Annotated in this window: 21 protein-coding genes and 1 pseudogene; 14 read left to right on the plus strand and 8 right to left on the minus strand. The window is 72.2% G+C overall.

What is annotated here, in order from left to right:
* The first annotated feature begins 135 nt into the window (after positions 1-135).
* The 5 genes and pseudogenes from ACWGB8_RS28235 to ACWGB8_RS28255 all read left to right on the plus strand — a co-directional run bounded on the left by ACWGB8_RS28235 (position 136) and on the right by ACWGB8_RS28255 (position 6,382).
* Entirely contained in the window at positions 136-582 is a 447-nt protein-coding gene (locus ACWGB8_RS28235) for a YraN family protein (protein ID WP_452216453.1), read from the plus strand.
* Between the two features lies 1 nt (position 583).
* Positions 584-2,176, plus strand: a pseudogene (locus tag ACWGB8_RS28240) (YifB family Mg chelatase-like AAA ATPase); the annotation flags it as partial.
* A 290-nt stretch (positions 2,177-2,466) separates the two neighbouring features.
* The gene (gene dprA, locus ACWGB8_RS28245) at positions 2,467-3,684 is read left to right on the plus strand and encodes a DNA-processing protein DprA (RefSeq protein ID WP_452216435.1); all 1,218 of its coding nucleotides are present in this window, start codon (positions 2,467-2,469) and stop codon (positions 3,682-3,684) included.
* Positions 3,685-4,679: 995 nt separating this feature from the next.
* Positions 4,680-5,498 (plus strand): RNA polymerase sigma factor WhiG, encoded by an 819-nt coding sequence (gene whiG, locus ACWGB8_RS28250; protein ID WP_452216436.1) that lies wholly within the window; start codon positions 4,680-4,682, stop codon positions 5,496-5,498.
* Positions 5,499-5,782: 284 nt separating this feature from the next.
* On the plus strand, positions 5,783-6,382 hold the full coding sequence (locus ACWGB8_RS28255) for a TetR/AcrR family transcriptional regulator (protein ID WP_452216454.1): 600 nt from the start codon (positions 5,783-5,785) through the stop codon (positions 6,380-6,382).
* 37 nt (positions 6,383-6,419) lie between these two features.
* Here ACWGB8_RS28255 and ACWGB8_RS28260 read toward each other — a convergent pair whose 3' ends face one another.
* Complete coding sequence (locus tag ACWGB8_RS28260; protein ID WP_452216437.1) at positions 6,420-7,514, minus strand: murein hydrolase activator EnvC family protein; 1,095 nt, start codon at positions 7,512-7,514, stop codon at positions 6,420-6,422.
* 333 nt (positions 7,515-7,847) lie between these two features.
* On the opposite strand from ACWGB8_RS28260, the gene rpsB reads away from it, so the two are divergent.
* The 6 genes from rpsB (at position 7,848) to ACWGB8_RS28290 (ending at position 14,177) form a co-directional block, all read left to right on the plus strand.
* Entirely contained in the window at positions 7,848-8,747 is a 900-nt protein-coding gene (gene rpsB / locus ACWGB8_RS28265; protein ID WP_452216438.1) for a 30S ribosomal protein S2, read from the plus strand.
* Positions 8,748-9,034: 287 nt separating this feature from the next.
* The gene (tsf, locus tag ACWGB8_RS28270; RefSeq protein ID WP_452216439.1) at positions 9,035-9,874 is read left to right on the plus strand and encodes a translation elongation factor Ts; all 840 of its coding nucleotides are present in this window, start codon (positions 9,035-9,037) and stop codon (positions 9,872-9,874) included.
* Positions 9,875-10,135: 261 nt separating this feature from the next.
* Complete coding sequence (pyrH, locus tag ACWGB8_RS28275; RefSeq protein ID WP_452216440.1) at positions 10,136-10,903, plus strand: UMP kinase; 768 nt, start codon at positions 10,136-10,138, stop codon at positions 10,901-10,903.
* A gap of 84 nt (positions 10,904-10,987) precedes the next feature.
* On the plus strand, positions 10,988-11,545 hold the full coding sequence (gene frr, locus ACWGB8_RS28280) for a ribosome recycling factor (RefSeq protein ID WP_452216441.1): 558 nt from the start codon (positions 10,988-10,990) through the stop codon (positions 11,543-11,545).
* A 359-nt stretch (positions 11,546-11,904) separates the two neighbouring features.
* Positions 11,905-13,203, plus strand: a complete 1,299-nt coding sequence (locus tag ACWGB8_RS28285) for a phosphatidate cytidylyltransferase (RefSeq protein WP_452216442.1) — start codon at positions 11,905-11,907, stop codon at positions 13,201-13,203.
* 404 nt (positions 13,204-13,607) lie between these two features.
* Positions 13,608-14,177 carry a hypothetical protein gene (locus tag ACWGB8_RS28290; RefSeq protein ID WP_452216443.1) on the plus strand — a complete coding sequence of 190 codons (570 nt, stop codon included), beginning with the start codon at positions 13,608-13,610 and terminating at the stop codon, positions 14,175-14,177.
* 69 nt (positions 14,178-14,246) lie between these two features.
* On the opposite strand, the gene ACWGB8_RS28295 is transcribed toward ACWGB8_RS28290, so the two are convergent.
* The 5 genes from ACWGB8_RS28295 to ACWGB8_RS28315 form a co-directional block, all read right to left on the minus strand.
* The gene (locus ACWGB8_RS28295) at positions 14,247-15,488 is read right to left on the minus strand and encodes a tyrosine-type recombinase/integrase (RefSeq protein ID WP_452216444.1); all 1,242 of its coding nucleotides are present in this window, start codon (positions 15,486-15,488) and stop codon (positions 14,247-14,249) included.
* A gap of 213 nt (positions 15,489-15,701) precedes the next feature.
* The gene (locus ACWGB8_RS28300) at positions 15,702-15,884 is read right to left on the minus strand and encodes a helix-turn-helix domain-containing protein (RefSeq protein WP_452216455.1); all 183 of its coding nucleotides are present in this window, start codon (positions 15,882-15,884) and stop codon (positions 15,702-15,704) included.
* Positions 15,885-16,625: 741 nt separating this feature from the next.
* A complete protein-coding gene (locus ACWGB8_RS28305) occupies positions 16,626-17,939 on the minus strand; it encodes a hypothetical protein (protein ID WP_452216445.1) in 1,314 nt (437 codons plus the stop codon).
* Entirely contained in the window at positions 17,939-18,574 is a 636-nt protein-coding gene (locus ACWGB8_RS28310) for a hypothetical protein (protein ID WP_452216446.1), read from the minus strand. The genes ACWGB8_RS28305 and ACWGB8_RS28310 overlap by 1 nt, the downstream gene beginning before the upstream one ends.
* Positions 18,575-19,026: 452 nt before the next feature.
* Positions 19,027-19,431, minus strand: a complete 405-nt coding sequence (locus ACWGB8_RS28315; RefSeq protein ID WP_452216447.1) for a hypothetical protein — start codon at positions 19,429-19,431, stop codon at positions 19,027-19,029.
* A 166-nt stretch (positions 19,432-19,597) separates the two neighbouring features.
* Here ACWGB8_RS28315 and ACWGB8_RS28320 point away from each other — a divergent pair, with 166 nt between their 5' ends.
* From ACWGB8_RS28320 to rlmN, 3 genes are all read left to right on the plus strand, one after another.
* Complete coding sequence (locus ACWGB8_RS28320; protein WP_452216448.1) at positions 19,598-19,969, plus strand: GntR family transcriptional regulator; 372 nt, start codon at positions 19,598-19,600, stop codon at positions 19,967-19,969.
* Between the two features lie 170 nt (positions 19,970-20,139).
* A complete protein-coding gene (locus ACWGB8_RS28325; RefSeq protein ID WP_452216449.1) occupies positions 20,140-21,642 on the plus strand; it encodes a peptide deformylase in 1,503 nt (500 codons plus the stop codon).
* 995 nt (positions 21,643-22,637) lie between these two features.
* Complete coding sequence (gene rlmN / locus ACWGB8_RS28330) at positions 22,638-23,738, plus strand: 23S rRNA (adenine(2503)-C(2))-methyltransferase RlmN (RefSeq protein WP_452216450.1); 1,101 nt, start codon at positions 22,638-22,640, stop codon at positions 23,736-23,738.
* Positions 23,739-23,916: 178 nt separating this feature from the next.
* On the opposite strand, the gene ACWGB8_RS28335 is transcribed toward rlmN, so the two are convergent.
* On the minus strand, positions 23,917-25,068 hold the full coding sequence (locus tag ACWGB8_RS28335; protein WP_452216451.1) for a hypothetical protein: 1,152 nt from the start codon (positions 25,066-25,068) through the stop codon (positions 23,917-23,919).
* A gap of 10 nt (positions 25,069-25,078) precedes the next feature.
* Positions 25,079-25,936, minus strand: a complete 858-nt coding sequence (locus ACWGB8_RS28340; protein WP_452216452.1) for an ABC transporter ATP-binding protein — start codon at positions 25,934-25,936, stop codon at positions 25,079-25,081.
* Positions 25,937-26,202 lie beyond the last annotated feature (266 nt).

Below are 26,202 nucleotides of genomic sequence, written 5' to 3' on the forward strand. Positions count from 1 at the left end.
GTCCCGGGGCCGGACCCGGGACCGTTCCGGCCGTCGCCCGAAGCGGTGCCGGACGGATCCGGCCCGACGGCCCCGGCCGCACCCGGCACCGCCGACCCGCCCGCGGCGCGGGCGGTCGACCGACCCCCGCCGCGGCTGGGGCGGACCACCACGAGCGGCCTCGGCCGCTACGGGGAGCAGGTGGCCGCACGCCGGCTCGCCGAGGACGGGCTGCGCATCCTCGACCGCAACTGGAGGTGTGCGGACGGCGAGCTCGACATCGTCGCCCTCGACGGCGACACCCTCGCGGTCTGTGAGGTGAAGACCCGCTCCGAACGGGGATTCCAGCAGCCCAGCGAAGCCATCGACAAGACCAAGGCCGAGCGGCTGCACCGGCTCGCCGAGCGGTGGATGGCCGAGCGCTGGGGCCACCACTTCGCCCGGCTCGCCGCCGGAGTCGCCGAGGCCGATCCCGCGGACATCGACGCCGACTCGGCTTGGAGCCCGCCGGTCCCGCCCGGCGGGGTCCGGATCGACCTGGTGGCCGTGATCAACCGCACCCGCGGAGCCGCCTCGGTGGATCACCTGCGGGGGGTGATCTGAGATGGCCTTCGCCCGCACCTGCTCGGTCGCCCTGGTCGGGGTCGACGGGGTGATCGTCGAGGTCCAGGCGGACCTCGAACCCGGCGTGGCCGCCTTCACCCTGGTGGGCCTGCCCGACAAGGCGCTCTCCGAGGCCCGTGACCGCGTGCGCGCCGCCGTGGTCAACAGCGGGGAGACCTGGCCGCAGCGCAAGCTGACCGTCGGGCTGAGCCCGGCGTCCGTGCCCAAGAGCGGCAGCGGCTTCGACCTCGCGGTCGCCTGTGCCGTCCTGGCCGCCGCCGAGCGCCTCGAACCGTCCTCGATCGCCGAACTGCTGATCATCGGAGAGCTGGGCCTGGACGGCAGGGTCCGCCCGGTCCGCGGTGTGCTCCCCTCGGTGCTCGCGGCGGCGGACGCCGGCTACAAGCAGGTCGTGGTGGCCGAGCAGACCGCCGCCGAGGCGGCGCTCGTCCCCGGGGTGTCCGTCATCGGCGTCCGCAGTCTCCGCCAACTGGTCGCCGCGCTGACCGGAGCCCCGGAACCCGAGGAACCGCCCGACCGCCACGAGGGCCGACCCGACCCCATGATGGCCGGGCTGCTCCTGCCGTGCGCCGGAGTCCGCAGCCTGGCCGACGACGACGCGGTCAGGGTCGACATGGCGGACGTCGCGGGCCAGTACGAGGCCCGACGGGCCCTGGAGATCGCCGCAGCCGGCGGCCACCACCTCTACCTGAAGGGCCCGCCGGGTGCCGGAAAGACAATGCTCGCGGAACGGCTGCCCACCCTCCTTCCGCCGCTCACGCAGAAGGAGGCCCTGGAGGTCACCGCCGTCCACTCGGTGGCCGGACTGCTCCCGGCCGGACGCCCGCTGATCGACAGGCCGCCGTACTGCGCCCCGCACCACTCCACGACCATGCCCGCCATCGTCGGGGGTGGCAGCGGACTGCCGAGACCCGGCGCGGTGTCGCTGGCGCACCGCGGCGTGCTGTTCCTGGACGAGGCACCGGAGTTCCCGGTCCGGGTGCTCGACGCCCTGCGCCAACCGCTGGAGGCGGGCGAGGTGGTGATCGCCCGATCGGCCGGCTCGCTGCGGCTGCCCGCCCGCTTCCTGCTCTGCCTGGCCGCCAACCCGTGCCCCTGCGGGCGCTACTCGCGGCGCGGCGAGGGGTGCGAGTGCACCCCGACGATGGTGAGCAGGTATCAGGGGCGTCTCTCCGGGCCCTTGCTGGACCGGGTCGACCTCCAGGTACAGGTCGCACCGGTGACCCGGGTCGAGCTGATGGAGCGCGACACCAGCGCGGAATCCACCGCGACCATCGCGACCAGGGTGCGGGAGGCCCGCGAGCGAGCAGCGGCCCGCCTGGCCCACACACCGTGGCGGACCAACGCCGAAGTGCCGGGCCACGAACTCCGCACCCGCTGGCAGCTCGCGTCCGGCGCCCTCACCGAAGCGGCGGGCCAGCTGGAGCGGGGGCTGCTCACCGCACGCGGTCTCGACCGGGTCCTCCGGGTCGCCTGGACGGTGGCCGACCTTGCCGGCCGGGACCGCCCCGACCAACGGGACGTGCGCACCGCGCTCGTCCTGCGCACCGGCGTCGAACAGGGACTGCCGATGACCGACCGCACCTTCCGCCCCGCCCGGACCGGACCACGCTCCCGCCCAGCGGACGCCCGACAGCCGAACGGCCACGTCCCGGACGACCCGAACGACCGCGACGTGGGCACCCACGACCGTGACGCCCACGACCGTGACGCCCACGACGGGGACGCACACGACCTGGACGGGCGCGGGGCCCGGCGCACCCGGACCTCCGCCGACGGTCGCGCTGCCACCGCCGACCGAGCCGGTACTGCGGCACCCGGCACGCCGCGGAGCAGGAAGCCCACACGAAGGGGAGCCCCGACATGACCCGGACCGCGAACCACCCGCCGGAGGCCGACGCCCACCCGACGGACCTCGCCGCGGAGATGCTCGCCACCGTACGCCTCGGCGCAGAGCCCGAACGCTGCGCCCGAGCGGCCCTGACCAGGCTGGCCGAACCCGGCGACGCGGTCGTCGGCCGCTGGCTGAACCAGCTCGACGCCGTCACCCTCCTCCAGACGATCAGGGACGGCGGGGTGCCCGACCACCCCGAGCTCGACGAGAGCCGACTCGCGAGCTACCGACGGCGACTCGCCGGGGTGGACCCCAGAACAGACCTGGAACGGGTACGTGCCCGTGGTGGCCGCTTCATCATTCCGGGCGACAGCGAGTGGCCGACCCAGCTCGACGACCTGGGCGACGGCCGCCCCATCGGACTCTGGGTCCTCGGCCCCGGTTCGCTGCGACTGCTCGCCCTCCGCTCGGTGGCCCTCGTCGGCTCCCGCGCCTGCACCTCCTACGGCGCCCACACCGCCGGCGAGCTGGCCGCACAGCTCGCCGAACGCGGCTGGGTCGTGGTCTCCGGAGCCGCGTACGGGATCGACGCCGCAGCCCATCGCGGCGCCCTCGCCGTCGGCGGGATGACCGTCGCGGTGCTCGCCTGTGGAGTGGACGTCGCCTACCCGCAGGGCAACGCCCAACTCATCCGCAGGATCGGTGAACAGGGCCTTCTACTGAGCGAACTTCCGCCCGGGGAGCACCCGAACCGCTTCCGGTTCGTGCTCCGCAACCGGGTCATCGCAGCCCTGACCCGCGGCACGGTGGTGGTCGAGGCGGCGCTGCGCAGCGGCGCACTCAGTACCGCCAGACGCGCCCGCGACCTCAACCGGCACACGATGGGCGTGCCCGGGCCCGTCACCTCGGAACTCTCGGCCGGGGTGCACGCGCTGCTCCGCAGCGGCGCGGCGACGCTGGTCACCGACGCGGCGGACGTGGGCGAGCTGATCGGTTCGATCGGCGACGACCTTGCGCCGGAGCGCTCCGGGCCGGTGCTTCCCCGGGACCTGCTGGAGCCGGCCGCGGCACGGGTGCTGGAGGCCGTACCCGCGACACCGGAGGGCGCCCCCGTGGAACGCCTGGCACGGGTGTCCGGCCTTGCGCCGGACGAAGTGCTCCAACGGCTGTACGAGTTGGGGTCGCTCGGATTCGTGGAGCGGCACGGCGCCCATTGGCGGCTTGTACGGAACGGGAGGAGCACCTGATTCCGGCGCAAGGCCGGGGTGCCTACGGAGTGTCAGCAACTGCCGGTTCTGCCGACGGGCTCGGCAGCGGCGTGCGGAGTGGCTCAGCAGCGGATTGGCGGCAACCGGCGACACGCGTAACGGGTGGCGGCGACGCCACCGGATCGGGGGACGACTGAGTGGCGGTAGCACTGTGCAGCGACTTGGTCACGCTACGCTCGCCATGCCTTCCCTATCAGCACATGACTCGGCAGAACGGCGCAGACCAACGCATGCCCACACACATTCCCGGACACAGAGTGACCGGTGGCGGTCGGTCCTCGGGAGGGCCGAGGACCGAGCGGCGCCCCGTGGCCGAGTTCCCGCCCAGGGGGACGGGGGCAATGGGGAACCTGGCGCGGCAGGGGGGCCGCCCGACACCCGAAGCCGCACCCGGCCGGCCCGCCGACCCGTCGACGGTCGGCCAGGCCGTGGCGGACCCGACGACGGTGGATCCGGTGGCGCCGGGCCCGGCAGCCGAGCGGGTGGTCGACGGCGCGCCCGGCACGGCGACGGCAGCCGCCGGAGCGGACGGGAGGGTGCGCGCCGCCGAGGAGGGACCGGCTTCGACCGGTGCACGCGGTGCGACCGGCGAGGCCGTGCCCGCTCTCGTCCTTCCGGCCGCTGCGCCGGCGGTGAGCGGTGATGCGGCGCGGTGTGACTCCGCACCGCCCACCACAGCTACTGGGACCGGCGAGGCTACTTGGCACGGTCCGACGACCGCGGTTCCGACCGTCCTCGTCACCGGCCTCGCCGCAACTGCCCCGGCGCCCGGCCGGGTGAGGTCGGGCCCACTGCAGGGGCGGCCGGCCTCGACCCCGTACGCGAACCCCAACCCGAGCACCGACCTGCCCCGAAGCCCGGTTGCGCCCCCGCCCGTGACTCCGGCCGTGACTCCGGCCGTGACTCCGGCCGTGGCTCCGCCTCCGACTCCGCCCCCGGCCTCGACCCCGGCCCCGCAGGGGAGTCCGAGCTCGGTGCCAGGGGCCCCCGGCAGGGCCGAGCCCCCCGGTCGGCGTGGCACGGCCAGTCCGGAGCGGACGGCACTGGAGGCGCTCTGGCGCTCGTACAAGGAGAGCGGGGACCAGCGGCTGCGAGAGCAGCTGATCCTGCACTACTCACCCCTCGTCAAGTACGTGGCGGGACGGGTGGGGGTGGGTCTGCCGTCCAACGTGGAGCAGGCGGACTTCGTGTCCTCCGGCGTCTTCGGACTGATCGACGCGATCGAGAAGTTCGACATCGACCGGGCCATCAAGTTCGAGACCTACGCGATCAGTCGCATCCGCGGCGCGATCATCGACGAACTCCGGGCGCTGGACTGGATCCCGCGGTCGGTGCGGCAGAAGGCCAAGGCGGTCGAGCGGACGTACGCGACGTTGGAGGCCCGACTGCGGCGGACGCCCAACGAGCCGGAGGTCGCCGCCGAGATGGGCATCGCGATCGAGGACCTCCACGCGATCTTCAGTCAGTTGTCGCTCGCCAACGTGGTGGCGCTCGACGAGTTGCTGCACCCGGTCGGGGAGGGTGGCGATCGGCCGAGCCTCGTCGACACGCTTGAGGACCACGGGGCGGACAACCCGGTGGAGGTCGCCGAGGACCGCGAGCTGCGCCGGCTGCTCGCACAGGCGATCAACACGCTCCCCGAGCGGGAGAAGACGGTGGTGACGCTCTACTACTACGAGGGCCTGACGCTCGCCGAGATCGGACAGGTGCTCGGGGTGACGGAGAGCAGGGTCAGCCAGATCCACACCAAGTCGGTGCTGCAACTGAGGGCGAAGCTCTCGGACATCCGTTAGCGCTGCCGACAGGGGCCGGACAGCGACGGGCACCCGACAGCCGGCTGCGGACTACGACAGCCGAATGCCGAATGCCGAATGCCGACAGCCGACTGCCGACTGCGGACGACGAACAGCACCGGACGAGCCGACGGGCGGCAGGCGATCACGTGGAGGAAGACATGCCGGGAGCTGCCGGGAGGCCGTGCGGAGGATGGCCCGGTCCCCGTCGAGTGCGCGGCGGCGTACCGGCGCGCTGTATGGCTCCGTACAGTGGTGCCGTGCCGAAGATTCGAGCAGCCACTCTGGCCGAGCATCGTCTGCTGCAGCGGGCAGCCCTCCTCGATGCTGCCCGCAGTCTTCTTGCCGAGGGAGGCATGGAGGCCCTGACCTTCCCTGCGCTTGCGGCGCGTACGGGGCTGGCGCGCTCCTCGGTGTACGAGTACTTCCGTTCCCGTGCGGCGGTGGTGGAGGCGCTCTGCGAGGTCGACTTCCCGCTCTGGGCGGCCGAGATCGAAGCCGGTATGGAGAGCTGTGACACCGCGGCCGGGCGGATCGAGGCGTACGTCCGGGGGCAGCTGGCCCTCGCGGGCGATCCGCGCCACCGGGCGGTGGCCGCGATTTCGGCGTTGGAACTCGACGAGGCCGCCCGTGAGCGCATCCGGGCCGCGCACGGCAAGCTGATCGGCCTGGTGGTCCAGGCGCTGGAGGACTTCGGGCACGCCCAGCCGAGGCTCGGGGCGGCTCTGCTTCAGGGCATCGTGGAGGCTGCGGTGCGTCGGGCCGAGCAGGTCGCCGCCGCGGGCAGTAGGGCCGAGACGGCGGAGGCCATCGCGGACGCGGCGGTCGCCCTCGCCCTGCACGGGCTCGGCGGTGCCGGGCGGGCGGACGCCGAAGGCGCCTGAGACGGACCGGGTCCGTCCCGCGCGTCGGGCAGCCCGTTCAGTGCCCCGTCCCGAGTGGCAGCAGTCGGGGCGAGCCCGCGCCGAGGAGTGCCAGCGGATCGAGGTAGCGGTCGCCGCGCCGTAGTCCCCAGTGGAGACAGCTCCCGCCGCAGTGCCCCGACACCGACCCGGCCGACTCCGACCCCTCCGACCCTTCCGACTCCTCCGACTCCTCCGACCCCGTCGATCCTGCCGACACCGACACCGACACCGGCCCCGTGGCTCCCGACCCTGCTGCCAGGTGCCCAATGGTCTGGCCGGCCGAGACCTGGGTCCCCACGGCGGCCGAACCGGTGACCGGCAGGTAGGTGGTCCGCAGCGGGGGAGTACCGGAGTCGGGGTGCGTCACGGTGACCACCGGCCGACCGGCCACCGGGCCCGAGAAAGTGATCACTCCTGGGGCGGCAGCCCGAACCTCGGCGCCGGGTGTGGCGGACAGGTCGACGCCTCTATGACCCGCGGACCAGGGTGTCGCCGGAGCTTCGAAGCGCCGCAGCAGTGCGACGGGTCCGCGCACAGGCCAGGCACGGTCCCCGCTCGTTACGGCAGTAGCGGCAGTAGCGGCAGTAGCGGCAGTAGCGGCAACAGCGGCGGTGGCGGCAGCACCCGCGGCGGCCTCCGACGGAACGGCCGTTGCACCCGCCGGAGCACCTGGCAGCGCCACCGCGCAGAGAAGCACCACCGGCAGCAGGCGCACGAGCAGCCGCAGGAGCATTCGTACGAGCAGCGGTGCGAGCCGCCGCACGAGCACCCGTGCAGCCGGCCGACCGGCCATCCGCAACGGCCCCGGCCGTAGTGGTTGCCGCCGGGCAGGTGAATCCAGGGAGCGGGCGTTCATGCGGACGAGGCTGCCCGCAGCACCCGCGTCGCACCAGCAGCTTTCCCGTCCCTGGGGAGAACCCGGGCCTGTGGACAACGGCTGTCGCCCGAACGAGTGGCCGCCCTCGTCGCCGAGCCCCCACCGCCCTCCACTCCCGCCGAGCGCCCGCCACCCCCACCGTCCCCCACCCCGCCGCCCCCCACCCACCCCGTCCTTCGCCGCTTCGCCACCCGTCCTCCCCCGTCCGCCCCCTTGCGAAGTCGCTCGCCGCATGGTGCTTCCCGTACACTTCACACGCGACCCGGTCCGCCGGGTCGACTTCGCACGCCCCGCCACCGGTGGAGGTTGCGGCTCCGCCGCCGCCACTGCCAGGTGCGAGTGCCGCTCGGTCCGCCGAGCCCGACCGGTCACGGGTCCTCGGATCCGCTGCCAGAACGGGCCGAGGCGGCTCGGCACGTTCGGGGCGTCAGGCGTGGCTGTCACCTGGCTGCCACGGACAAAACCGAGCCTGACCCGGCCATGTCCGGTCGCCGGACCGGGGCGCGCCCAGTGCGCACCGCGGCGGCGCCGAGCGGGAGCCGGGCGCAACACCTGAGGAGCACGGCCATGGCCGTCGTCACGATGCGGGAGCTGCTGGAGAGCGGCGTCCACTTCGGTCACCAGACCCGCCGCTGGAACCCGAAGATGAAGCGCTTCATCATCACGGAGCGCAACGGCATCTACATCATCGACCTGCTGCAGTCGCTGAACTACATCGACCGCGCCTTCGAGTTCATCAAGGAGACCGTTGCCCACGGCGGCAGCGTCCTCTTCGTCGGCACGAAGAAGCAGGCCCAGGAGGCCATCGCCGAGCAGGCCACCCGCGTGGGCATGCCCTACGTGAACCAGCGCTGGCTCGGCGGCATGCTGACCAACTTCTCGACCGTCTACAAGCGCCTGCAGCGCCTCAAGGAGCTGGGCGAGCTGGACTTCTCGGATGTGGCCGGCTCCGGCCTCACCAAGAAGGAGCTCCTGGTCCTGCAGCGCGAGCACGACAAGCTGGAGAAGACCCTCGGCGGTATCCGCGACATGCAGCGCGTTCCCAGCGCTGTCTGGATCGTGGACACCAAGAAGGAGCACATCGCGGTCGGCGAGGCCCGGAAGCTCAACATCCCGGTCGTCGCCATCCTCGACACCAACTGCGACCCCGACGAGGTCGACTACAAGATCCCGGGCAACGACGACGCGATCCGCTCCGTCACCCTGCTGACCCGTGTGATCGCCGACGCCGTCGCCGAGGGCCTCAAGTCCCGCGCGGGTGTCGCCAAGGGCGACGTCAAGGCCGAGCCGGGCGCCGACCAGCCGCTGGCCGACTGGGAGAAGGACCTCCTGGAGGGCGAGAAGAAGGCCGAGGAGGCCCCCGCCGCTGACGCCGCTGCCGAGGCCCCCGCCGCTGACGCCGCTGCCGAGGCCCCCGCTGCCGACGCCGCCGCCGAGGCTCCGGCCGCCGAGGCCGAGCAGGCCTGACGTACCACGGGTGAGGGGCACCCGCCGGTACGACACCGGTAGGTGCCCCTCTCTCCCGTGCCGGGACCGGCGCACGCCGCCCGCGCGGACCGGTGCCCGATCGGACGAGCGCACGCCCGTCCGGCGGGCCGGGTCCCGCAGGGCCGGCGGACGCCCCCGCCCGGGCGGACAGACCGTGCCGGGACGGCCAGGCCGTCCCCGGGACCGCACGTCCCGTGCCGGGGCCGAACCATCGGCCCCGGCGCAACTCCACGCAGACACGCGAGACGCGAGAAGAGATTCACACCATGGCGAACTTCACCGCCGCGGACGTCAAGAAGCTCCGTGAGCTCACCGGCGCCGGCATGATGGACTGCAAGAAGGCCCTGGACGAGGCCGAGGGCAACGTCGAGAAGGCCGTCGAGCTCCTGCGCATCAAGGGCCAGAAGGGTGTCGCCAAGCGTGAGGGCCGCGACGCCTCCAACGGCGCCGTCGCCGCCCTGATCGCCGACGACAAGAAGTCCGGCGTTCTGGTCGAGCTGAACTGCGAGACCGACTTCGTCGCCAAGGGCGAGAAGTTCGTCGAGGTCGCCGACAAGCTGGCCGCCCACGTCGCCGCCGTCTCCCCGGCCGACCTGGACGCCGCCCTGGCTTCCGAGATCGAGGCCGGCAAGTCCGTCCAGCAGTTCGTGGACGAGGCCAACGCGACCCTGGGCGAGAAGATCGTCTTCCGTCGCTTCGCGCAGTTCGACGGTGACGGCTTCGTGGCCGTCTACCTGCACAAGACCAGCCCCGACCTGCCGCCGGCCGTCGGCGTCCTGGTCGAGCTGGACAAGGAGAACGCCGACGTCGCCAAGGACGTCGCGCAGCACATCGCCGCCTTCGCGCCGAAGTACCTGTCCCGCGAGGACATCCCGGCCGAGGACATCGAGAACGAGCGCCGCGTCGCCGAGGCCACCGCTCGCGAGGAGGGCAAGCCCGAGGCTGCCCTGCCGAAGATCGTCGAGGGTCGCGTCACCGGCTTCGTGAAGGAGAACTCCGTCCTGGAGCAGGCCTTCGCGAAGGACAACAAGAAGACCGTCGCCAAGGTCCTTGAGGAGAACGGCGTCGCCCTCAAGCGCTTCGCCCGCTTCCGCGTCGGCGCCTGAGCCACGTTCCAACGGGCTCCCGGCCCGCTTAGGCTGGGAACCGCCCCCGCCCGCTGACCAGGGCGGGAGGGACGCGCCGAGCGAGCTCCCCAGCGCCATCCGCCCAGGGCGGGCCGCGTCGGCACCATGAACGACGAGGAGGCCATTGCCGTGCAGGACACCGTACCGGTTCCCGCGGCAGTGGCCTCCTCGCGTGTACGCGCAGGACGGGCACCCGCACACCCGCGCCTGTGAACCATGTAGGTGCAGAAGGAGAAGTCCATGCTTCAGGAGACGCAGGAGACCGCGCAGGAACCCCGGGACGGCACGCGCCGCCGGGTGCTGCTGAAGCTGTCCGGTGAGGCCTTCGCCGGGGGCGGCGCACTCGGCGTCGACCCGGACGTCGTGCACGCGATCGCACGCGAGATCGCCACGGTCGTCCGCGCCGGCACCGAGGTCGCGGTGGTCATCGGGGGCGGCAACTTCTTCCGCGGTGCGGAGCTGCAGGTCCGCGGGATGGACCGTGCGCGGTCCGACTACATGGGCATGCTCGGCACCGTCATGAACTGCCTCGCGCTCCAGGACTTCCTGGTCAAGGAGGGCATCGAGACCCGGGTCCAGACCGCCATCACGATGGGCCAGGTCGCGGAGCCGTACCTGCCGCTGCGCGCCGTCCGGCACCTGGAGAAGGGCCGTGTGGTGATCTTCGGCGCCGGTATGGGCATGCCGTACTTCTCCACCGACACCACGGCCGTCCAGCGGGCCCTGGAGATCCACGCCGACGTCCTGCTGATGGGCAAGAACGGGGTGGACGGCGTCTACGACTCCGACCCGCGGACCAACCCGGACGCGGTCAAGTTCGACGCGCTGGAGTACTCCGAGGTCATCGCCCGTGACCTGAAGGTCGCCGACCTCACCGCGATCACGCTGTGCAAGGACAACAACCTGCCGATGCTCGTCTTCGAGCTGCTGGCGGAGGGCAATATCGCGCGCGCGGTGAAGAGTGAGAAGATCGGCACACTCATCAGCCAGGATTCTGTCCGGGCCTGAGCAGCACCAAGCCGTACGGGACGCCGATCCCGGCAGCCGATGCCGTACGGGACAACCGCAGATGAACCGGACAGGGAGCAGACAGTGATCGAAGAGACCCTCCTCGAGGCCGAGGAGAAGATGGAGAAGGCCGTCTCCGTCGCCAAGGACGACCTCGCCGCGATCCGCACCGGTCGCGCGCACCCGGCGATGTTCGCCAAGATCGTCGCCGAGTACTACGGCGCCGTGACGCCGATCAACCAGCTGGCCTCCTTCTCCGTGCCGGAGCCGCGGATGGCGGTCGTCTCGCCGTTCGACAAGACCGCGCTGAAGGCCATCGAGCAGGCGATCCGCGACTCCGACCTGGGCGTCAACCCGACCAACGACGGTTCCATCATCCGCGTGGTGCTCCCCGAGCTCACCGAGGAGCGCCGCCGCGAGTACATCAAGGTCGCCCGCGGCAAGGGCGAGGACGCCAAGGTGTCCATCCGCGCCGTGCGCCGCAAGGCCAAGGACTCGATCGACAAGCTGGTCAAGGACGGCGAGGTCGGCGAGGACGAGGGCCGCCGTGCCGAGAAGGAGCTCGACGACACCACCGCCAAGTACGTGGCGGCCGTCGACGAGCTGCTGAAGCACAAGGAAGCCGAGCTGCTCGAAGTCTGATGAACGACGCCCCTGACGCCCCCGGCTACTGGGGCCCATCCGACCAGCGGTACCGGCCCTACCAGCCCCACCCGGGCGACGGGCCCGGCCCGGCGCACCCGCGGACGGCCATGCCGTACCAGGGTGCGCCGGCCTCGCCGTACCCTCAGCCGGCCGAGCCCTACCGGGCCGCCCCGGCGACCCCGTTCCCGCCGTCGGCGGCGCCGTACCCGCAGGCCGGGGCGGAGCCGTACCCGGGCGGGGCCACCTCGCCGTACCCCGTCGAGCCGGCCGCTGCGGCGGGTGACCCGTCGGGCCGAACGGGTCACTCGCAGCAGCCTCCGGTGTACTGGGGCGGCGACGCGGAGGAGACTCAGGTCATGCCTCCCGTACCGACCACCGGTCCCGGCCCGGAGCCGGCGCCGGACCGCGGCGCCCGGTCGAACCCGCCCGCGGCGGGTCCCGCCGGGGAGCAGCAGCCGGTCCGGGAGGCCGGCCGGTTGAGCGGCCCGTTGTTCCGGGACGAGCAGCCGGGCCACCCGGCACCGGGCCGGCACCCGGCCCCGGCACCCGGCCACGCAGCCCCCGGAGCCCCCGCTCCCGGCGCTGGTGCCCCCGCCGCCCCCGTCGCACCCGTCGCCCCCGCCCCGGTACCCGGCGCGGCGGAGACCGTCGTGCTGCGGGCGATAACCGAGGAGAACCAGCCCCCGCAGGGATTCCCCGGTACGCCGCACGGCGGCCCGCACCCGCAGTACCCGCAGCACCCCCAGAACCACCCGGCCGGGCAGCCCCACCCCGCGCCGCCGTTCCATCCGGGGCAGGAGACTCCCGTGGCCCAGCCCGAGCCGCAGCCGCAGCAGCGCAAGCAGCGCGGTGGTCGCAACCTCCAGGCCGCGATAGGTGTGGGCGTCGGCCTCGGCGCGGTGATCGTCGCCTCCCTGTTCGTGGTGAAGGCGCTCTTCCTCTTCGTCGTGATGGCGGCCGTGGTCGTCGGCGTCTGGGAGCTGTCCAGCCGGCTCTCCGAGCGCAAGGGGATCCGGACGACGCTCGTCCCGCTGATCGCCGGCAGCGTCGCGATGATCTCCACCGGCTACTGGTCGGGGGTCGAGTGGGCGGCGGCGTCCCTGGCCCTGACCGGGCTGGGGGTGATGGTCTGGCGGATGGCCGAGCCGCCGGAGAACTACCTGCGCGACATAACCGCGGGGATCTTCACCGCCTTCTACGTGCCGTTCCTGGCCACCTTCGTCGCGCTGATGCTGTCGGCGGAGGACGGTCCGCAGCGGATCCTGCTCTTCCTGATCGTCACGATCTGCAGCGACACCGGTGCCTACGCGGTGGGCTACAAGTTCGGCAAGCACAAGCTGGCGCCGACGATCAGCCCGGGCAAGACCCGCGAGGGACTGGCCGGCGGCATCGGCCTGTCGATGCTGGCGGGCGCGCTGATCATGGAGTTCGCGATCGACGGCGGCAGCTGGTGGCAGGGCCTGATCCTGGGCGGCTGCGCGGCGGTCACGGCGACCCTGGGCGACCTCGGCGAGTCGATGATCAAGCGCGACCTCGGCATCAAGGACATGGGCACGCTGCTGCCCGGCCACGGCGGCATCATGGACCGGCTGGACTCGCTGCTGCCGACCGCCCCGGTGGTCTGGCTGCTGCTCGCCGCCTTCGTCGGCAGCTGACGCCGCGCCGGACCCACCGCGCGCCACCGAGCCCCGGACGCACCGCCGTCCGGGGCTCGCGCCGTCCCGGGCCGTCCCCGGGCCGTCCCGCGCCTGCCCCGGGGCCGTCCCGCGCCCGCCGGGTCCGGCACACTCGGACCACCCGGCCCACCCGGCCCACCCGGGTCCCGCACGCCCGGGCCGGGGCTCCGCGCTGTCCGGCCACCCCGCGCCGTCTGCGACACTGGTTGAACCATGCCTAAGCCCGGAGAACACTGACGGGTGAGCCAGCAAAGGGCCCTCTACCAGCGGCTTTCCCGCCGGGGGAGGGCCCTCTGCGTGCCTTGGGCCGTCTCTGGGCCGTGCTGAAGGCAGGAAGCGGCAGTTACGGGACGCAGTGACGAGATCTGGGCCAGGATGCTGCTGTGGACACTGGAGTGTGGGTGGGGGCCGCTGCCGGCCTCGTCGGCGCCCTGGTTGGCGTAGCTGGATCGATAGCGACCACGCTGGTCAACCAGCGGTACCAGAGTGCGGAAGCTCGGCGAGCACAGCGCGAACGATTGACGAGAGAGGCCGTCGACGCGCTCTCACACGAGCTTGTCGCCCTCCAGGAGGCAGCCAGAAGCTACCCGGAGGAGGATGCGTCGGAGGACCTCATGCGGCCGTTCCGGGTTGCGGCCATGAAGCACCACAACCGCATCGAGGTGGAACTCATCCGGCTTCCGGACCGAGCGTTGGCAGAACGATTGGGAGACATCCTGTGGGCGAGCAGGATCGCCTTTCAGAGCGGCGAAGGCTCGCACTCTGACCGGCGAGAGGGCGCACTGCGGGTCCCGCACGAGGGGCTGAGTTGCCTGGGCGCCTATCTTCGCGAAGACCCATTGCCGCCCCCGTCGCAGTACACGCAGGCTGTTGCGACACGTCGACAGGCTGACGAAGCCATAGCCCACGGCCAACCTGGTGAGCGCCGGGCAATACGCCCGGCGCGTGGCTGAGGAACGTGCGGAGGCCCCTTCACCGCCAGGTGCAGCTGGTGGTGGGGGCCTCCTCCGCTGCGCTAACGCTTAGGCGGTCGGCTGATCCGGCAGGTACATCTGATCGACTGCCTTACGAGCGCGGTCCTGGCTGTTCGGCATGAGGTGGGCGTACACCCGGAGCGTCAGGGCCGGGTCGGCGTGGCCCAGGTAGTCGCTCACGGCCCGGATGCTCTCGCCAGCGTCGAGCAGCACGGAGGCGTAGAAGTGCCTGAGTGCGTGCATTCCGTGCTCGCGTGCTGAGGCGTAGGGCTCACCCCTGCGGGGCGTGGGGATTAGGCCGGCCGCCGCCAGGGCGGGCTTCCAGTCCTGGAGGTTGAAGTTGCTCCGCCAGACCAACCCATGGGCGGTGTTGCTGAAGAGCAGCGGGAAGGTCACCTTCGGCCCGTCCGGGGTCTTCCAGGGGAGCGTGACCGGCACCGGCTTGAAGGCGTCCATGTGGGCCCGCACGGCGGCGGCCACCGCGTCAGGGAGGGGCACGTCTCGTTCCTTGCCGCACTTCGGCGGGGCGAACACCGCCTTCCCGCGGATCTGCTTCACCTGCCGGAGCACCCGCACGGTGCCGCTCTGGAAGTCCAGGGCGTCACCCTCTGCGAGCCCGATGATCTCGCCCTGCCGAAGCCCGCATCCGGCCCCCAGATCGGCCATGGCCCGGTAGCGCTCGGCCAGTGCCCCGCGCACCGCGAACACCTGCTCAGGCAGCCACGGGACGATGCGGCGGGCTTCAGTGGCCGGCGGGCGGACCGACCTGGCGCCGCAGGGGTTGCGGGCCAACAGCCCGTCGTCCACGGCGGCCGACAGCACGGCCCGCACGTCGGCGTAGATGTTCCGGGCGTACCCGCCGGAGATGGGGCTCTGCTCCAGCTCCTTCACAAGCTCCTGAATGTGGGACGGTCGGAAGGAATCGAGCGGGCGCGTCCCGATCCTGGGGAAGGCGTGCAGCCGCAGCCGGGTCTCCACCAGCACCTGGCTCGCCGGGTCAGTGGTCTGTGCAGCCAACCACCGCTCCGCGAACGCCCGAAACGTCGTCCGCGACGCCTTCGGGTCGATGTACTCACCGCGCGCCATGTCGGCCTCGATGTTGGTCAGCCAGTCCTCTGCCAGCCGCTTCTGGCGGTCGGGGAAGGACTTGGACTTCTCGGTGCCGTCCGGGCCGATGTACCGGGCGCGATATCGGCTCCCGAGGCCGTAGCGGTCGCTGCGGACGCGCTGCGGCTTGCCGTCGGGGCCGGGTTCGGTCTTGTACCAGCGGTCTTGGATGTGGCCAGCCATGGGCCGCTCCTTCGGGGTGGTGGCGTGGGTGTGGCGGGGCAGGGAGGGAGGCAAGGGGGTGCCGTGGGAGGGGCCGTTTCGGGGGTGTTCGGCGGGGGCTTGGGGGTGCCTCCCTGCCTCCCTGTGGTGGTGTTGCTGCTGATCAGGGCAGGTGTGGGGGCCAGGGAGGCGGTCAGGGAGAACTCCCTGCCTCCCTGGCGCCTCCCTGGTACTTCAGGCAGCGTCGTGGGTCTGGTCGGTGACCCATTGGGCGACGGCTTCGGGGTGGTAGCGCAGGTGCCGGCCGACGCGGAAGCCGAGCGGGCCGGTGCGCTTGCGGCGCCACTGGTAGACGGTTTCCAGCGGGACGCCGAAGAGGGCGGCGACGTCTTCGGGGGTGAGGAAGCGGGCGGGCAGGGCGGCCGGGGCGTGCCCGGGGCCGGTGGTCGTGGCGGTGGTGCGTCGGCGGTCGGTGAGCGAGGGGACGGCCGGGCTGTGGCGGTTGGGCACGGGGGTCTCCTGGCGGCGGCGGGATGCGGGCGTGGGCGCCTAGCGCTAGCGAGCGGCGGGGTGCCGGTCAGTGCGCTGAGGGCGGTTCGGGGTGGTTTCCGTGCGGGGCTGCTAGGCGCTAGGTGCCTGGTGGGGGTGGCTTTGGGTCGCTAGCGGGGTTGCTAGGTCTAGCGAGGGGGGGTGCTAGGCCGGGGTGGCTGTCAGGGGGTGTCAGGGGCGGGTGTCAGAGGCCGTCAGGGGGCGTCTGACACCGCGCCTGCCTAGGGGTTCGGGTGTCAGCGGTGTCAGGTGTCAGGGGTGTCAGACGGCCTGGCAGCCGGGTTGGTGGGGAGCGGGCGCGGGGCGTCGTGGCGGCCGGTGGTGCTGCCCGCCGGGGCGGTCGGTGGCGGGGTGTGCGGGCGGTGGCGCGGGTCATGGCGGTGGTCCGTTCGTCTGGGGTGCGGTCCGGAAAGGCCGGAAAGGTTGCAAAGGGGTCTGAGCTGGGGTTTTGGGTGGCGGAAAGTGGTCCGGAATGGTCCGGAAAGTCCCCGGCCCCTCGCGGCGCCGGATGCCACCGGACCCCTTTGCGGACCATTCCGGACCACTTTCCGCCGGGTATCTGTGCAGGCCAGGGGGCTTTCCGACCTTTCCGGGCTTTCCGGCCCGGGGTCAGTCGGGCGGGGCGTAGAGGTACACGGTCTGGTGGCGTCCGCCGTTGGGGATCTGGGCGGCGGCGTAGCCGGGGAGCTGGCACAGCCGGGCGGTGAGGTCGGAGCGCTGCGTGGCGTTGAGCCGCTTGAAGAGCACCTGCACCTGGGACTGCGTCATCCCGGCGGCTCCGGCCGTCTTCACGGCGGCGGCGAGCTTGTCCAGGGCGGGGTCGCCGGTGCTGGCGGTGGCGGCGGTGCCGAGGATGTGGGCGGCGCTGGCGCGGGCGTAGCGCACGAGGGCCCAGGCGGCGCGCAGGTGGGTTTCGGCGATGCGGTCGGTGTGGTCGAGCAGGGCGTAGACCATGGCGGCGCGCTTGGCGTAGGGGGCGGCGCGGGCGGTGAACTCCGCCAGCGGCCCGTCGTCGGCCTCGTCCCCGCACAGCGCCGGGTAGACCTGCTCGCGCCACAGCTGAGCGGCCTCGGGGGTGAGGCGGACTTCGCCGACGCGGCGGGCGTCGGTGAGGACGGTCTTCCACGCGGTGGCGAGGTTGTCGATGAGCTGGTCGGGGGCGCCTTGGCCGTCGGGGTCGAGGAGGTTGCGGTGGACGAAGACCGGCAGGAAGCGGTTGTAGGTGCCGCCGGCCATCTCGGCGTCCTGCATCTTGGCCCGCAGCTCGCGCGGGGAGATGTGGCCGATGACGGCGATGTGCGGGGCGGTGGAGTGGAGGGCGTCGCGGTTCATGACGCCCAGGTCCTCGCCGTTCCATGCCTGGCGCAGGATGCCGCCCAGGGAGGAGCCTTCCCGGCGGCCCCGGGCCATGGTGACGCCGTACTCGGACTCGACGACCCACAGGCGCTTGTCGGTGACGCCGGGGTCCTTGTCCCCGTCCCCGTCGCGGACCATCTCGATCAGGCCCTCGCCGGAGGACAGGCCGGAGCGGGTGTTGCAGGCGATGAAGTCCGGCACGGCCGCCTTCAGCAGGCGCCGGGCGGTGTTCGTCCCCGCACCCTTACGACCGGCGGCGGTGGCGCCCACCGTCAGGGCCCAGATCAGGGCGGGGTGGCGGTCGTTGCCGATCCACATGAACGGCCCCGACCCGATCGCCGCGCCGCTGGCGGACAGGAGGTTGACCAGCACGCCGACGGGGTCGGCTTCGGTGGTGGGGTCGAGATCGCGCACGGTGGCGCCGACCCATCCGCTGAACACCTCCGGGTCCGGGACCGGGCCCGGCCGGGTGGGCCGGTCGATGCCGGGCGCGGGGTCGTACAGCGGGTCCACGGGCCCGGCTGGTCGGCCGTCGGCGGCGATGGCGAGGTGGACTTCGACGGGCATCAGACGCTCTCCGCAAGATCGGTGGCGGTGGTGGTGTCGGGCCGGTCGACGGGCGGGCCGTCGGGGCGGTAGTGGCGGCGCCAGCCGGGCCGCCCGGGGATCGCCACCCGAGGCCACCCGGCCGTGGGCGTGACGGGGCGGCACGCCTGTTCGGCCGCGCGGGTGCGCTGAGCGGCCAGCTCCACAGCCGCGGGGTGGTTGGACCAGGACCGCACGGTCCGCACGAGGTCCTTCCAAGCGGCTTCGTCCTGCGCCTCCCACGCGGCGCGGGCCTGTTCGCCGATTGCCAGGTGGGTGCGCAGGTCGGCGTGGATGCGCTTCGGGGCGCTCTCGGCCTGCTGGCGCCAGGCTTCGGCGGCGGAGATGAGGGCCGCTTCCCGGCGCGGGTCGGTCGGGGCCAGGGCGGCGAACGCGGGGGAGCCGTAGTCGGGGATGCCGACCGGCTGTCCCCACCGGTCGAACACCACCAGCGGACGCACGCGCTCAAGCACGCTCACGAACCGGTCGGCCGCCCACCGGGCGGTGGAGCGGTGCGCCTCCCGGTCGGCCGACGGCAGGGCGATCGGGTCGGGCAGGACGGGGTCGGTCGGGTCCGACTCGGGTGCGCGGGAGTCGGCTTCGGTCGGGTCGGTCACAGCTACTCCTCAGGGGTCGGGAGTCGGGCTGGAGTCGGGCGCTCACCCGGTGAACAGTCGGGTGTTCACCGGTGAGCGGGTCGGGTGGCCGGTCGGCCCGTGAGCGCTGGTCAGGGGCCGACCGATCGTCGACGGGCGAGGGCAGGACAGCGGCCGGTGAACAGGCCGGGGTCGGGTGAACAGTGGGGTGTTCACCGGGTCCGGACGGGGGCCGGTCGGGCATGCCGGTCCGGGGTGTACTCGCGTGCCCGGGTACGTACTTCCGGCAGGTGAGCGGTGGTGAACACCGGTGAGCGCTGGTGAGTGCCGGTCGGCTGACGGGCCGGTGTACCCGCCGCACGGGGCGGTCGGGGTACACCGGGTACGCCGTCCTCGGCCGGGGCGGTCAGCGTTCAGTGAGCACCCGGTGAGCGCCGGTGAGTGCGGGTAAGCGTTCACCCGGGGGCGGATGGTCAGCCGGTGAGCGCGGCGGGCGTCTCGGGGGTGACGCCGAAGATGTGGGTGATGACGTTGCCGAGGCTGACGGCGAAGTCGCGCAGGTTCGAGGAGCGGCGCCCGGCGTAGACGTCCATGCCCATGGCGGCGAAGTCCTCGGCCGCGTCGAGCCCGGTCTGGGCCAGCGTGAACCACAGGCAGTCCATGATCTTGCCCTCGTTGCCGGCCATCAGGTCCTCGCGCATCAGCAGCGCCCCCGGGGTGAACAGCAGACGGCCGAGGATTTCCGCGAACGACAGGTGCATCGTCATCTGCACCGCCACACGCGGGGTGGTCTCGTACTCGTCAGGGGTGCCGCAAACGTCCACCCCGGAGCGGATGGAACCGATGGTCAGTGGCTGAGTGGAGAACGATCCGTGCATGATGGAACTCCCTTCATCGGGGCGTGGAGCGGCGGCTTTCTTGGCGGATGGGCGCCGCTCCACAGCGTGTTGTCTTGCTGTGACACCTAGACTGACCTAGGTGTATCAACCTGTCAAGCGAATCGGCCTAGGTGTATTAGCTCGTGTCAGCGGATACGCTGGCCCTATGACTGTCTCCACCGATGACCACCGCGCCCCCTACATCCAGGTCGCCGACGCGCTTCGGGACGAGATCCGCTCCGGGCGGCTTCAGCCGGGCCAGAAGCTGCCGTCCGCGCGTCAGCTGGCCGATCGATTCCACGTCGCGGTGATGACCGCCTCGAACGGTGTCCGCGTGCTCCGAGAAGAGGGGTTGGTGTCCTCCACCCAGGGGCGCGGCACGTTCGTCCGCCGCCCTGGCGACCCTTCCCCCGCCGAGCCTGTCACTGCTTCGCCCGCCGCTGTCGGCGACCGCGTAAGCGCTCTCGAAGCCCAGGTCGAGCAGCTGACCGACCGGCTGGCTGCGGTAGAGGCTCTGCTGGCGGACCGCTCCGCGTAGCTGCGGCAACTGACGACTGGTCAATCCGGGGCTCGATCTCATGGTGCCGACTGCTCCTGTCCGGTAGGTTCCGTCCCTGGTGCAGTCAGCAAATCGCAGCTCACGGCAGTGATTACAGGCTGAGAGCTGATCACTCACAGGTCACTCACAGGCACAGTCAGGGGGACGGGATGCCGAGCGAGCCGCCACAGCCAACCGAGCCGTTCATCGCCGAGCTGAAGCGTTGGCGGGACGTGCGGGGCCTCTCCCAGTCCGCCCTGGCGAAGGCGGTGGGCTACACGCCTTCGTACGTCTCGAAGGTGGAGAGCGGGCAGCAGCGGCCCTCTCGACCGTTCGCTGAGCAAGCCGATCGGGTACTGCACGCCGGCGGGGCGCTTCGGCGGGCGTTCGCTGAAGTGGAGGCGCAGGGGCGACCGGAGCCAGCGAGCCACCAGGCGGCGCCAGACCAGTCAGCCGGGGAGGCCCAGCCAGCGAGCCTGATCGTCCAGCACGAAGATTCCGAGCTGCACTACGACGGGCGGACCTACCGTGCGACCCAGCGTCGGCAGCTGTACAACGCGAGCCCGGACCCGATCACCCGGTACCTGATCCGCATCTCCGTTGACCGCTTTCCCGGGAACCCGGAGCGTTCGAACCGGCACTACCGGGAGAACCCGCTCACCTGGGAGGAGATCAACCTCAGCGCCAAGGTGGGCAACGAGCCTGTTGGCTGGCGCGTCCAGCACGACCGCGACTCCTTCAAGGAACTGTGGCTGCTCTTCGAGAACGAGTACGGCCGGTACCCGCTGTACCCGGGCGAGACGACGTGGATCGAGTACTCGTATGCGGTCAGCGACGACAAGTGGGGGAACTGGTTCCAGCGCGCCGTCAGGCTGCCGACACAGCGGCTGAGTGTCCGGCTCGACTTCCCCGCCGAACTCGACCCGGCCGTCTGGGGCACTGAGACCACCATGACCGCTGCGGCGTTCCCCTTCCGGACCGCGATCCGCCAGGACGCCAGCGGCGACCGCCAGGTGTACTCGTGGACCACCGATGATCCGCCGCTCCACGCCCGCTACCGGCTGGAGTGGAAGTTCCGCGCCCGCCCTGACCATGAGGAGGCCAGGTCACCCATGCCCGCCACTGCCAGCGAGAAGATGCGATCGATCGGCGTCGTCCAGGCCGGAGACCCGATCCTGACCAACCGGGCGCGCCCCTTCGACCTGCCCACCGAGGCTGAGGACGTTCGGCGCGTGGTGGCTGAGCTGAACGCGGCCGCTGTTCGGGCCGCCGGCATCCACGTCTTCAGCAAGGGCATGGGCGTGGCCGCGCCGCAGCTCGGCATCGATCGCGCCGCAGCCATCGTCCGTACCGCTGACGGGGAGACCATCACCCTGCTGAATCCCCGCGTCATCGAGGAGTCTGCAGAGGAAGACGAGCAGTACGAGGGCTGCTGGAGCTTTTTCGATGTGCGTGGTGTGGTTCCCCGGCCGCGCGCTATCACTGTGGAGCATCAAGAGATCGACGGCCGGCGCCGAATCACGATCTTCGAAGATGCTGTGGCCCGCCTGGTGGCTCACGAAATCGACCACCTTGAGGGTGTCCTGTACACCACCAGGATGCGGCCAGGCGTGGAGCCGATTTCTGTTTCTGAGTATCGAGGCACGGGGCAGGGCTGGAGCTACAAGGCCTAGCTAGGCTGCTTCATTTGGGGGCGGCGCCTGATCAGAAGTGCAGAGTTGCAAAGAACGTCGCCTCTACGACCCCTCCATGGTGCGAGCATGCGCCGCGCTTACCGATGGACCCTGATGTCCAGCCGTCGGAGCATCGCGCGCTGTGGGGCATGTCTACGCGTGAGACGTTCCGTGGAGCACGTTGAATGTCGGTAGCGCGCCCGAGGGTCGGTGCATCAAAGCAGTCAGGCTGGGCCAATACGACTTCAGCGGCTCTTCCAGCCTGTGCGCGCTTGGTTCGGTAGGCCTCGGCGATGCTGGCCTCACTCGCGCCCTGGGTTGGCAGGTAGAGGGAGACTAGCTTTGGATGGAGCTGCAAGCGCACGAGTGCGGGATCGACGACCATGACCAGCGGCACGCCTGTCGCCGCGGTGGTCCGGTCGAGGCGCAACGCCTCTTCGCGGTGCTGCCTGCACGTAGCCTCCCGAGAGCGTTCCTTCCAGGTATTCCACCCGCAGGAGCCCACTCCGAACAGAACTGCGGTTGATATGACCGCGGCGATCGAGCGAATGAGGCGCTGTTCGCGCCGCGAGGCCTCCTTTGCCCGCATTGCCCGTATTTGTTCGGCCGCTTTTGCGGCTGCCCGATCGTCGGCCGTGTTGTGATATCGGCATCCGCCGCCGACAAACTGCACCTCCGGGAGCTGGCAGGGAGTGCCCTTCTTTGTTGGGCGACCGCACTTTTGTGCTGGTGGACGACGTCGACGGTTCGGGCTTCTCCGGGGCGGCATGGCCAGTATTCTCCACCCGGTTGGGGGCAGGCTCCGGCGGACTGGGATCTCTCCACCGGAGAGGCTGCAGCTACCGAGCGTCTGGGGCGGGGAGAGCTGGGCCGTCCCTGGGCCGTCTGTGGGCCGTCCGAGGGCAGCCAACGATGACAGGCGACGGCCAGTGTCGAACCCTCCGCCCCATGTGAGGACTGGGAAGGCTCCCGCCGTCTGCGACACTGGTTGAACCATGCCTAAGCCCGGAGAACTCACTTTTGTCGCGCCGCGCGGCGCCAAGCCCCCGCGACACCTCGCCGACCTGAGCCCCGCCGAGCGCAAGGAGGCCGTCGCCGAGCTGGGCGAGCAGGCGTTCCGCGCCAAGCAGCTCTCCAACCACTACTTCGGCCGGATCTCGAACGACCCGGAGAGCTGGACGGACATCCCCGCCGCCAGCCGCGGCCGGCTCACCGAGGGCCTGCTGCCGGAGCTGATGTCGGTGGTCCGGCACGTCTCGTGCGACGACGACACCACCCGCAAGACGCTGTGGAAGCTGTTCGACGGCACGCTCGTCGAGTCGGTGCTGATGCGCTACCCCGACCGGGTGACCATGTGCATCAGCTCGCAGGCCGGCTGCGGCATGAACTGCCCGTTCTGCGCCACCGGCCAGGCGGGGCTGACCCGCAACCTGTCCACCGCAGAGATCGTCGAGCAGATCGCCGCCGGGATGCGCGCGCTGAAGGCCGGCGAGATCCCGGGCGGCGAGGCCCGCCTGTCCAACGTGGTGTTCATGGGCATGGGCGAGCCGCTGGCCAACTACAACCGGGTGCTGGCCGCGATCCGCCGCCTGACCGACCCGGCCCCGGACGGCTTCGGCCTCTCGCAGCGCGGCATCACCGTCTCCACCGTCGGTCTCGTGCCGGCGATGAACCGGCTGGCGGACGAGGGCCTCAGCTGCCGGCTGGCGCTCTCGCTGCACGCGCCGGACGACGAGCTGCGTGACGAGCTGGTGCCGGTCAACACCCGGTGGAAGGTCGCCGAGGTGCTGGACGCGGCGTGGAACTACGCGGAGAAGTCCGGTCGCCGGATCTCCATCGAGTACGCGCTGATCAAGGACATCAACGACCAGGCGTGGCGGGCGGACCTGCTCGGTCGCCTGATCAAGAACCACCGGGTGCACGTCAACCTGATCCCGCTCAACCCGACCCCGGGCTCCAAGTGGACGGCCTCCCGGCCCGAGGACGAGCGCGAGTTCGTTCGCCGGCTGCAGGCGCACGGGGTGCCGACGACGGTCCGCGACACCCGCGGCCAGGAGATCGACGGCGCCTGCGGGCAGCTCGCCGCGGCGGGCTGAGCCGAACAGCAACCGGGCGAGCCGAACAGCAACTGGGCGAGCCGAGCAGCAGCCCGAGCGGAGCATCAGCCCGGCCCGGGCCGGCCCACCCGGGCCGCAGCAGTCCCGTAGCCGCAGCCGAAGCCGCCGAGGCAGGCCGGCCGCCGGTCCTCCCGCACGGTGAGGGCCGGCGGCCGGATCAGGCGAGTCCGGCGGCGGCCAGGGCGGCGGTGAGCCCGCCGGTGAGCAGCAGCACGGTGCCGACGGCCAGCGCGCGCAGGGCGACGGCGCCGAACAGCAGCCGGGCGGGGGCGCCGAGGCGCAGCAGGGCGTCGGTGACGCCCTGGCGTGCGGTGCGGACCTCGGCGAGCCTGGCCAGGACGGCGCCGGCCGCGCAGCCGAGAAGCAGGCAGGCTTCGACGGCGGGCAGGACGTCCGCGCTGCCGGGGGTGCCGATCCAGTAGCGGATGGTGGTCAGCACCACCGCGAGGACGAGGGTGAGCACGGCGAGCGGGGCGCCGAGGCGGGGGGCCTGGGCGGTGAGCCCGCGTCCGGCGAGCAGGCGCAGCGGGGTGGGGCGGCCGAGGGCCAGCAGCCGGCCGGTCCAGGCGAGCAGCGGGCCGGTGAGCAGGGCCAGGCCGAGGGCGACGGTGATCCAGCCGCCGACGGCGGCGGTGCTGGTGCTGCCGAGTCCGGCGGGCAGCTGGATCGGACGGCCGTCGGCGGGGGCGCCGGGGCGCAGGGCGATCAGTTCGAGGGCGGTGCCGACGACGGCGAGCCCGATCGGGACGGCGATGCGCAGCGGGTGGTAGCCGCCGGAGGGGCGGGTGTCGGCGCGGGGCTGCGGCCGGGGTACGGGGACGGCGGCTGCGGCGGCCAGGGCGGCGGTCAGCGGTACCAGGGCGAGCAGGGCGATCGGGGCGGCGGCGGGCAGCGGGACGCCCATGCCGAGGTCGGGGGCGAGTTCGGGCCCGGCGATGTCGTTGCGCAGCACCAGGAAGAGCAGCAGGGTGAGGATGCTGCCGACGGTGGTGGCGAGGGCGGTCTCGCCGGCGATCAGCATCCGGATGCGGGCGGTGCTCGCGCCGGCGGCGAGCAGTCCGGTGAGCCGCTCGGGGCGCTGTTCGGGGATCGCCCGGGCGGCGATCGCGGCGAACCAGGCGACGGCGGCCAGCGGCGGCAGGCACCAGAGCAGCCGGACGACGGCGTCGGCGTCCCCGGGGCGGTCGCCCAGGGCCCGGCCGAGGGCGCGCAGCAGGAACCCGGCGACGACGGCCGCAGCGGTGGCGGTCAGCAGCCAGCGGCCGAGGTCGAGCACCCGGTAGCCCCGGGCGAGGCGGAGATAGAACACGTCGACTCTTTCAGCTGCGCGCGGCCGTGACGGCGGTGGCCCCGGATCCGTCCGCTTCGGGCCCGGCGGGGCCGCTCGTGGGTGCCGCCGGTCCGTTCGCAGCGGCCGTCGGCCCGTTCGCAGCGGCTGCCGGTCCGTTCGCGGTGGCGGTCGACGGGGTGCCGAGTCCGCGCGGTACGGGTGCGGCCGGTCCGGTGAGCCGTCCGTCGAGCAGCGCGACCGAGCGGTCGGCGTAGCGGACGAGTTCGGGGTCGTGGGTGGCCAGCACCAGGGTGAGCTGGTGGGAGCGGGAGGCGCTGGTCAGTATCCGCAGGACCTGGTCGGCGGCCTCGCGGTGCAGCGGGGCGGTCGGGTCGTCCGCGAAGACGACGGTCGGCAGCGGGGCGAGCGCGCGGGCGACGGCGATCCGCTGGCGCTGGCTCTGCAACAGCCGGTCGGGGCGGACCTTGGCGAGCTCGCCGACGTCGAGGCGCTCCAGCCACTCGGAGGCGGCGGTGTACGCGGCCCTGTGGCCGGCGCCGGCGAGCAGCAGCGGGAGGGCGACGTTCTCGCGGGCGGTCAGCTCCGGCACCAGCTGGGGTTCGGAGCCGACGAAGCCGAAGCGGTCGCGGCGCAGGCGCTCCCGGCCGGCCCGGCCGAGGGTGTGCACGGGGCCGCTGTTGAACCAGACCTCGCCCTCGTCGACCGGGACGAGGGCGGAGAGGCAGCCGAGCAGGGTGCTCTTGCCGGAGCCGCGGGGGCCGGTGACCGCCAGGACCTCGCCCTGCCGGACGCCGAGCGAGATGCCGCGCAGGGCCGGGGTCCCGTGGAGGGACTTGACGATCCCTCGGGCCCACAGCACGTCGTTGTCAGGAGGGGCCGCTGACATGAGGTTCCATCCTGGGTGGCTGCAGGGATATGACAGTCGTCAGATTAGAACGATCGGGGCCTGTCCCGGTTGCGGCGCACTGGTTCATCCGGGGCAAATCGTCGCCAATCAGGCGTGTTTGGTGACCGAAGTGTGCTCCGGTGGCGCCGGAGGGCGGCATTCCGGCGAACCGGCGGTGGCCGGGGGACGCCGAAGGGCGGGGCCCGGGGCGCCCCGGGCCCCCCCACGGGGGGGGGGGGGGGGGGAAGCAAAAGAAAAATGGAATA

It is taken from the genome of Kitasatospora sp. NPDC054939 (genome assembly GCF_053610105.1).